Source organism: Anabaena azotica FACHB-119, from assembly GCF_014697625.1.
Classification (GTDB): Bacteria; Cyanobacteriota; Cyanobacteriia; order Cyanobacteriales; family Nostocaceae; genus Trichormus; species Trichormus azoticus_A.
In genome coordinates this window covers 169,504-177,795 of record NZ_JACJSG010000012.1, presented here as the reverse complement: position 1 = coordinate 177,795, position 8,292 = coordinate 169,504, and the positions used below count along the sequence as shown (strand labels likewise).

Annotated in this window: 9 protein-coding genes and 1 pseudogene; 6 read left to right on the top strand and 4 right to left on the bottom strand. The window is 42.4% G+C overall.

Features of this window, described 5'->3' with window-relative positions; genetic code table 11:
* The first annotated feature begins 325 nt into the window (after nt 1-325).
* From petP to H6G83_RS11215, 4 genes are all read left to right on the top strand, one after another.
* Complete coding sequence (gene petP / locus H6G83_RS11230; RefSeq protein ID WP_190471383.1) at nt 326-517, top strand: cytochrome b6f subunit PetP; 192 nt, start codon at nt 326-328, stop codon at nt 515-517.
* A gap of 86 nt (nt 518-603) precedes the next feature.
* Nucleotides 604-1,704, top strand: a complete 1,101-nt coding sequence (locus H6G83_RS11225; protein ID WP_190471380.1) for a Get3/ArsA fold putative tail anchor-mediating ATPase NosAFP — start codon at nt 604-606, stop codon at nt 1,702-1,704.
* A gap of 91 nt (nt 1,705-1,795) precedes the next feature.
* Nucleotides 1,796-2,812 carry a chlorophyll synthase ChlG gene (gene chlG, locus H6G83_RS11220; protein WP_190471377.1) on the top strand — a complete coding sequence of 339 codons (1,017 nt, stop codon included), beginning with the start codon at nt 1,796-1,798 and terminating at the stop codon, nt 2,810-2,812.
* Between the two features lie 201 nt (nt 2,813-3,013).
* Entirely contained in the window at nt 3,014-3,301 is a 288-nt protein-coding gene (locus tag H6G83_RS11215; RefSeq protein WP_190471374.1) for a hypothetical protein, read from the top strand.
* A 115-nt stretch (nt 3,302-3,416) separates the two neighbouring features.
* Here the strand turns inward: H6G83_RS11215 and H6G83_RS11210 are convergent.
* Both H6G83_RS11210 and H6G83_RS11205 read right to left on the bottom strand, forming a co-directional pair.
* Nucleotides 3,417-4,094, bottom strand: a pseudogene (locus H6G83_RS11210) (zinc-binding dehydrogenase); the annotation flags it as partial.
* Nucleotides 4,095-4,204: 110 nt separating this feature from the next.
* Nucleotides 4,205-4,774, bottom strand: a complete 570-nt coding sequence (locus H6G83_RS11205) for a hypothetical protein (RefSeq protein WP_190471373.1) — start codon at nt 4,772-4,774, stop codon at nt 4,205-4,207.
* An 880-nt stretch (nt 4,775-5,654) separates the two neighbouring features.
* Here H6G83_RS11205 and H6G83_RS11200 point away from each other — a divergent pair.
* Entirely contained in the window at nt 5,655-5,975 is a 321-nt protein-coding gene (locus tag H6G83_RS11200) for a thioredoxin family protein (protein WP_190471368.1), read from the top strand.
* An 11-nt stretch (nt 5,976-5,986) separates the two neighbouring features.
* Here the strand turns inward: H6G83_RS11200 and H6G83_RS11195 are convergent, their stop codons facing one another.
* Complete coding sequence (locus tag H6G83_RS11195; RefSeq protein WP_190471365.1) at nt 5,987-6,220, bottom strand: hypothetical protein; 234 nt, start codon at nt 6,218-6,220, stop codon at nt 5,987-5,989.
* On the opposite strand from H6G83_RS11195, the gene H6G83_RS11190 reads away from it, so the two are divergent.
* Nucleotides 6,210-6,365 carry a hypothetical protein gene (locus tag H6G83_RS11190; protein ID WP_190471361.1) on the top strand — a complete coding sequence of 52 codons (156 nt, stop codon included), beginning with the start codon at nt 6,210-6,212 and terminating at the stop codon, nt 6,363-6,365. The two genes, H6G83_RS11195 and H6G83_RS11190, sit on opposite strands and share 11 nt — an antisense overlap.
* Nucleotides 6,366-6,375: 10 nt before the next feature.
* Here the strand turns inward: H6G83_RS11190 and H6G83_RS11185 are convergent, their stop codons facing one another.
* Complete coding sequence (locus H6G83_RS11185; protein WP_190471357.1) at nt 6,376-8,223, bottom strand: S8 family peptidase; 1,848 nt, start codon at nt 8,221-8,223, stop codon at nt 6,376-6,378.
* Between the last annotated feature and the right edge of the window lie 69 nt (nt 8,224-8,292).

Below are 8,292 nucleotides of genomic sequence, written 5' to 3'. Positions count from 1 at the left end.
AGCTTTCAAGGGCAGGTTTTTTACACTTCGACCCAAAAACACTGATTTTAGGGTGTAGGGGTATAAGGGTGTAGGGGTGTAGGGGTAGATGAAAGTCTGATAATTTACTGAATCTTATAGTCCTCACTGATTACTTTATGAAAAACCTGCCCTTAAGAGAGATGAGGGAGTGGGGGGAGAATGATAACTGACAACTGATAACTGATAACTGACAACTGATAACTGATAACTGATAACTGATAACTGATAACTGATAACTGTCAACTAACCAATAAGTACCGGATTCGGCTAAACTTAAACTTGGTTTATTGCGTTTTATGTAGGCATGGAAATCGGACAAAAGGTTAAGGTGTTTCGTTTGCGCGATCGCGTTTCTGCCGCAGTTGCTAAAAAACTCGGCGCGATTGGTACTATCGAAGGTTACAAGGTTACTGATGGTGCAGGTGTTGGTGTAGTAGTCAAATTTGACGATAATACTTCCACTTGGTTTTTTGAGGATGAAATCAAGCCAGTTTAATTGAAGGAACTCTAGGTAGAAGCTTGGACTATTTGCCTAGTGTTAAGTTGGAGTTGAATAGACCTGCGGTAATTGGAAACAAAATCATGGCCCTAATATTGACATTTTTGGGCAAAAGTGGTATTGCTCGGACAAAAATAGCGATCGCCGCAGCCAAGTCATTGGCAAGTCAAGGCAAGCGGGTACTTCTAGCAGGATCGGCAGAACCAGTATTGCCGCTCCTGTTAGATCAAACCCTAACCCCTGACCCTCAGCAAATTGCCCCAAATTTAGAAGTTGTCCAGTTTCAATCTTCTATACTCCTAGAGCGTAACTGGGAAGAAGTAAAAAAACTTGAGGCGCAATATCTCCGCACCCCAATTATCAAAGAGGTGTATGGGGAAGAGTTGGTAGTATTACCAGGAATGGATAACGCCCTGGCCTTGAATGCGATTCGTGAATATGATGCCAGTGGTAAATATGATGCGATCGTCTACGATGGTGCGGGTGATGCTTCTACCTTGCGGATGTTGGGTTTACCAGAATCTTTAAGCTGGTATGTGCGACGTTTTCGCCAATTATTTGTCAACTCCGACTTAGGTAAAACAATTACTGAATCACCATTGATTCAGCCATTAATTAGCAGCTTCTTCAATTTCAACTGGACAGCAGATAACTTTGCTCAACCCACCAATCAAGTTAATAATTTGTTAGATAAAGGCAGAGAAGCACTTGCAGACCCTAAGCGGGTTGCGGCCTTCTTAGTCACCACAGCAGACCCCTTAGAAGTAGCGAGTGTGCGTTATATATGGGGAAGCGCTCAACAAGTTGGCTTAACTATTGGTGGTGTTATCCAGGTATCTTCCCAGACAGATGCTAACCTGGCACAAGAATTTACACCCTTACCAGTGACAGTTGTACCCGATGCTAGCAAAGATAACTGGCAACCTTTAATAGATGCCCTACCCAACTTTGCCCAGCAAGCAGTACAAGCATCAGCCCCCATCACTATCGACATCCACAACCGCCAAGTACGCCTATTCTTGCCGGGATTTGATAAAAAGCAAGTCAAACTCACCCAAGTCGGGCCAGAAGTCACAGTAGAAGCAGGCGACCAACGGCGGAATATTGCCCTACCCCCAGCATTGAGTGGTAGACCTGTTACTGGAGCAAAATTCCAAAATAATTATTTGATAATTTCTTTTTAGGTAATGGGTAATGGGTAATAGGTAAAGTACCAATTACCAATTACCAATTACCAATTACCAATTACCAATTACCAACTATAGATAAATATTTATGAATGAATCATCTCCCGTTACTCCTGATTCTAATCAGTCTGAAGCAGTTGTGAATGCTGGCGATCGCAGTGCGAAAACTCGGCAGTTACTAGGTATGAAAGGCGCTGCACCAGGGGAAACTTCAATTTGGAAAATCCGCCTGCAATTAATGAAGCCAATTACTTGGATACCTCTGATTTGGGGCGTTGTATGTGGTGCGGCTTCTTCTGGTAACTATACTTGGTCGTTAGAAAATGTCTTGAAAGCAGCAGCTTGTATGTTGTTGTCTGGGCCACTGTTGACGGGTTACACTCAAACCCTGAACGATTTCTACGATCGCGAAATTGATGCCATCAATGAACCCTACCGTCCCATCCCATCGGGGGCAATTTCTGTACCCCAGGTAGTCACCCAAATTATCGCCCTATTTCTCGCTGGGGTGGCTTTAGCATTTGTACTAGACTTATGGGCAGGTCACGACTTCCCCAACGTGACAGTATTAGCATTGTTTGGTTCCTTTATCGCCTTTATTTATTCTGCGCCTCCACTCAAACTCAAGCAAAACGGCTGGTTAGGTAACTACGCTTTAGGTGCTAGTTACATTGCTTTACCTTGGTGGGCTGGTCATGCTTTATTTGGTCAACTCAACTGGAAAATTATCGTTATCACCTTAATTTACAGTTTGGCAGGTTTGGGTATTGCCATTGTCAACGACTTTAAGAGTGTAGAAGGCGATCGCCAACTTGGACTACAATCTCTACCTGTAATGTTTGGTATTGACAAAGCCGCTTGGATATGCGTTATCATGATCGACTTATTCCAAGCATTCATAGCCGCTTATCTCGTCAGTATTCATGAGAACCTGTACGCCGCTATCTTGGCATTGTTAATTATCCCCCAAATCACCTTCCAAGATATGTACTTCTTACGCGACCCCTTAAAAAATGATGTAAAATACCAAGCCAGCGCTCAACCATTCCTAGTATTAGGAATGCTAGTTGCCGGTTTAGCCTTGGGTCATGCAGGAGTCAGTTGACAGTTAACAGTTGACAGTTGACAGTTAACAGTTAACAGTTATCAGTTATCAGTTGTCAGTTGTCAGTGGTTAAAGGCTTCTTCCCTTTCCCCTTTCCCCCAGTCCCCAGTCCCCAAAATTTATACCTCTAAAGTCAGAGGATAAGATCACGGAGTTAGGAGTTAAGATACTTCTAACTCTTGATTTTTCTTAGGAATTGCTGTGTTGGAATTGATAATTTTTGTCATTAAGGTGATTCAGGCATTTATAGTGCCAATTTGCTTTGTCACTGCTTGGTCTGTAATTTTTATGGTTATTTGGAGTCTTTGGACTGCAACTAGAGACAGTGTGAAAACAGCCAAACAAATGCACCAAATACCCTGTTCTGGCTGCCAATTTTTTACAGATGACTATCGCCTAAAATGTACTGTACACCCATCAATTGCCAACACAGAACAAGCAATTAACTGTATGGATTATCAAGCGAATACTAATCCTTATTTGTATTAGGGACTGGGGACTGGGGACTGGGGAGATGAGGGAGATGAGGGAGATGAGGGAGATGAGGGAGAATAACAACTGACTAATGACTAATGATTAATGACTAATGACTAATGACTAATGACTAATGACTAATATCCAACAATACTTTTAACACACCTCGGACTTGGGCTGCCTGGAAAGCAGAAAGTCCTTGGCTGAGGGGGTAGTGGGCGTGAATTAGAGGTTCTACGTCAACTTTTGCTGTGGCTAATAACTCTAGTGCGGGAGGGAAGGGTCCGCAACGGGAACCGATGAGGGTGATTTCATCTACTACCAAGGAAGAAGCATCTAGACTGAGGTTGCCAGCATAGGTACTTTTCAAGACTAGAGTACCACGGGGGCGGAGAGCTTGACGGGCGATCGCAAATCCTTCTGGATTGCCAGTACATTCAACTACAATATCAAAAGACCTTTATTTAACAGCATCAACTAAACCAGTTTGAATACCCCTGGCTTTTAAAAGTGCGAGTTTTTCTGGATGACGACCGATAACTAATAGTTCACAACCAGTTAAAGCTAGTGTCTGTGCTACTAATTGTCCTAGTTTGCCATCTCCCACTACTAGCAGGCGATCGTCGCTACTTAATATTACCTGTTGCTGAATTTCCAGTGCAGATGCTAAAGGTTCAGTAAAAGTTGCAGCGTCTGTCGGTACATTTTCCGGTACAGGATGTAAATTTTGTACTGGTAAACAGAGATACTCAGCAAATGCCCCATGACGGTTAACTATACCCAAAACTGTGCGGTTTTCACAGTGAGTCCGCTAAATTAGGACATGAAAAATCATCAAACATCAAAAATAAAAGCCTTTTCAGCTTGTCCCCTGTTTCTGTTCCCTGCAAGATTACAACTAGCCCAGCAAGCGCCATCTCAATTTTCTGGATCAAGTAAGGTGGTAAATTTCTCACCCGCCTTGTTTAACCAAATTATTAAATCATTAGAGTGAACCGCAACTTCACTTCCTAAAGTTTTGATATAGAGAAGTCCATCGCTAATAATTAAATCTCGAATAGGATACCAAGAATTTCGGTAACGTATTAGCAAATCTAAAGGAATTCCGAGTTGTAAGGTATTTTTGCGATACTTCCACCAAGCACGCCATAAATGAACTGATTTCATACAGTGCATTTGATAGCCTTTAGGAATTTCACAGTATTGATATTTGTAACAATTACGACTATCTATTTCTCCTGTAAGAATATAGTTATAGTTCGCTAGTGCTTCATTGATCAATTCCCAATAGGATGAAGTTGCCTTAACTGAAAACTCTAGGGGTATATGCGTCAGTTGTGCGGTAGCAATCACTCCTTCGCTTTTAGCTATAACTTGATTAATTTTATAATCCGTATGAGCTTGTAAATTGGTGTTAGCCAGCAAAATCTCTTGCTTTTGGATGGATTGAGCTACAAACTCTCGTAACAATTCTAAATTAGATAACATTGCTCGTTTATACTTAAAGCACCATTTTTCTTTTAGGTCGTAATCAATTGTAAGTTAGCAATTATAAAAAAACCATAAATTATGCGACAATTTGCCAAAATTATGTTTTAATCTCTTTTAAAGAAATTGCTATAGCAGTCCTAAATCACAAGTGACTAACAAGATCCCCGACTTCTTAAAGAAGTCGGGAATCTGAAGCTCACTAATTTTCACAAATCAAATAGATTGCTATATAGGCTTTACCTTGAATTTTTGGAAATATATAGTCATCCTATTTGAATTAAAAAAAATTTCCGTACCTGTAGGGTGGGCAGTGCAGCCCCGTATCATCGTTTTAGTGGGTAATGCTACATATGTTTCAAAAATCAAGTAGGAATCTTATATCTAGAGTAGATATTGCCCACATGGTCATGGTTTCGATGGTCAATATCCACCCTAAATCTAGCTGATATGTTTACAGGAATTAAATGGGATTTTTATCGGTATAAATACATTGATGTACAAGATTTATGTTCTTAACTATTGGTAATTTTTAGTCAATCATATGAATGTTATAGAAATATTATTAATTAATTAGAACTTACGCAAGTGTGATAACTGATATTTTGCACCTTCTCAATAAGCAGGTGGCTCCCTGCACTCCCCACCCTACGAAACAATTAGTAACTGTAGGGTGCGTCAGCGCTAGTAATTTCTTACACATCAAGGGATTTTCTTGCTATGTCCCTATACTCTGACACCCTTGCCAAAACCCTAGATTTTTCGTTTTCATGCGTAAATCCTAAGAAATTTTACTTTTATACCCAGAACAGGTTCATGTCTGTAGCCTAAGAGCTATGCTGAAGAATATTAGCTACATCAATAAGAGACATAAAGCTACATGAGTTTAGCTGTCATTAAATTTTCTTCCGAAGAGTGCGGTATCTGCCACAAAATGTCCTTCTATGACCAGAAAGTGGCAGAAGAACTGGGTCTGCAATTTATCGATGTTAAAATGCAGGATACAGCGACTTATCGTCAGTATCGCAAGATATTACTGACGCAATATCCTGATAAATCTGAAATGGGATGGCCGACTTATATTATCTGTGAATCTCCCGAAGGAGAATTTAATATCATTGGTGAAGTGAAAGGGGGACATCCCAAAGGGGAGTTTAGAACTCGCTTACAGCAGGTGCTTGATTCTAAGACTACTGTTTGACTCAGCACTTATCACTCATCACCGAGTACCTCATAAGATTTTACCTCTAGGACAGGGCCAATCATGGCAATAGTCATGATATCTTCGCGTACCTGTCCTTTGACTTTGGCTTTTTGTCCAGCTTTGAGTAATTCCTTGTCTACGCCTTTGAGAATTTCGTAGGTAACGCCATCATCTGAGACTAAAGCCCAAGCGCCCATACCAAGATTACGTCGTTCGATTGTGCCTGTGACTGTGATACTCATAATAATTGGGGATGAGGGAGTGGGGGGAGATGGGGGAGTGGGGGGAGATGGGGGAGATGAGGGAGTGGGGGGAGATGAGGGAGTGGGGGGAGATGAGGAAGATATCCTTCCTAATACCCAGTCCCCAATACCCAGTCCCCAATAACCAGTCCCCTTTATGCTGTTTTATCTTCGTTTTTTAATGCTAAACGAGCGATCGCATAACAGAGTAGAGCGTTGATAATCAGATATACACGGGCTATGTTACCACTACCTAAGCCCCAAACTGTTGGGTCTAAAACTGCACTGACGCTTAAGCAAGCAGCTACACCTAGAGTTGAACCAATGGCGAACCATTTCCAGCTAGGATGACCTAGTAACAATGCTATTAACCCAATAGGAATTAGCACGCTGGCAAAGATGGGGTTTAAAGCATCTGTTCCCTGTATGGCGTTACCTAATTCGGGAATGGAACTACCTAAAACTCGGAAAGGCCACTGGGGTAAGTCAAAGATATAAAAACCTTTGAGGAAGAATAACCCGGAACTACCGAAAATTAAGCCACTGGATAATGACCAACTCCAAGGGAAGGGTAAGTAAACCCGTAAAAACCAAGCTAGCAGGTAGGAACCAACTACCATAAGTATCTTTGGTATGAGGGCTACTGCACCGCCATCAAACCAAAAACGGGGGTTGAGATAGCCGTTATCCCGCAACCAACGGAAGAAGTCTTGGAAATTGATGGTTCCTTGGGCGGCTAGTTTGACTGCGGCTTCGGCGTTGAGTTGTCCCGCACCATAGTAGTTTAAGCTATCTTCTTTAATTTGTCGGGCAGACTGTTGCAGGACTTGTAAAATGGCATCTGGTTCTTTAATACCACTGGCTTTGATTAAAGCAGCTACACCAGCAACATGGGGTGCAGCCATGCTGGTTCCTTGCAGTCCCAGGAATACAGCTTCGCCTTCATCGTTGATGGTTTCTTGCAAAATTGCACCAGCATCAGTTCCACCAGGAGCAGCAATATCAACGCCTGCACCAAAGTTAGAATAGGGTGCTTTTTCGCCGTCGGGGCCAAAGGCGGAAACGCCGATAACATGGGGATAACGGGCTGGATAGGAGGCGGAGTTGTCGTTTTCATTCCCAGCCGCCGCGATGATGGTGACACCTTTGTTATGGGCGTAGTTGATAGCGTCTTTAAGTAACTGGCTTTCACCGCCACCACCTAAACTCATGTTGATGACATCTGCGCCTTTGTCAGCAGCAAATTTGATCGCTTCGGCAATATCCGCAACGGTTCCGCCACCATAAGCACTCAGCACTTTTAGGGGCATGATGCTGGCTTCGTAAGCAACACCAGCTACACCGTATTTATTATTAGTGGCTTGGGCGACTGTACCCGCGACGTGTGTACCATGTCCGTTGTCGTCTGTGGCTTCTTCTTTATCGTTGACAAAATCGTAACCTGGGACGAATTTGGTTTCTTGTAAGTCGCGGACTTTGGTAACACCTGAGTCGATGACGGCGACAGTTATACCACTACCTTTGGTTTGACTCCAAGCGCCTTCTACGCCAATTTTGTGGAGGTTCCACTGTTTGCTGTAGTATTCGTCATTGGGGCCAGTTAAGGAGGGGGTAAACTCTTTGTCTTCTTGGCGGCTTAACATTTCGCCCAACCAAATGGGTTTAGCTGGGGGGATCAGTTTGTAGACGTAATTCGGTTCAATGATTTCTGTGGCTTTAGCAAAGGCAGATTTTTGGAGCGCTTTGAGTCGCTGGCGATCGCCTTTGATAATATAAACATGATCCTTTTGTGAGAATTTATTATCTAATTGGGGTGTAACGTTGTATTGTTGAGCGATCGCTTGTAAGTCTTGTTTGATGACATCGGCTGGAATATCTTCACGGAAATCTAGCAAAATTGTGTCAAATTCGCCTTTTGCTGCTAGTCCTTGGGTATTCAGGAAAACAAATACAGCAGATACCAAGCCAATGACAAACAAGCACAATAATATAAGTTTTCTCATATCAACTCATCACGCTTTCTGCCAGGTTGCTCACTAAGATAACCTATATACGCCTCTGATTGCTCGACT

Coding starts and splice junctions, on each gene's coding strand:
- petP (WP_190471383.1), top strand. CDS start 326: ATGGAAATCGGACAAAAGGTTAAGGTGTTTCGTTTGCGCGATCGCGTT.
- H6G83_RS11225 (WP_190471380.1), top strand. CDS start 604: ATGGCCCTAATATTGACATTTTTGGGCAAAAGTGGTATTGCTCGGACA.
- chlG (WP_190471377.1), top strand. CDS start 1,796: ATGAATGAATCATCTCCCGTTACTCCTGATTCTAATCAGTCTGAAGCA.
- H6G83_RS11205 (WP_190471373.1), bottom strand. CDS start 4,774: ATGTTATCTAATTTAGAATTGTTACGAGAGTTTGTAGCTCAATCCATC.
- H6G83_RS11200 (WP_190471368.1), top strand. CDS start 5,655: ATGAGTTTAGCTGTCATTAAATTTTCTTCCGAAGAGTGCGGTATCTGC.
- H6G83_RS11195 (WP_190471365.1), bottom strand. CDS start 6,220: ATGAGTATCACAGTCACAGGCACAATCGAACGACGTAATCTTGGTATG.
- H6G83_RS11185 (WP_190471357.1), bottom strand. CDS start 8,223: ATGAGAAAACTTATATTATTGTGCTTGTTTGTCATTGGCTTGGTATCT.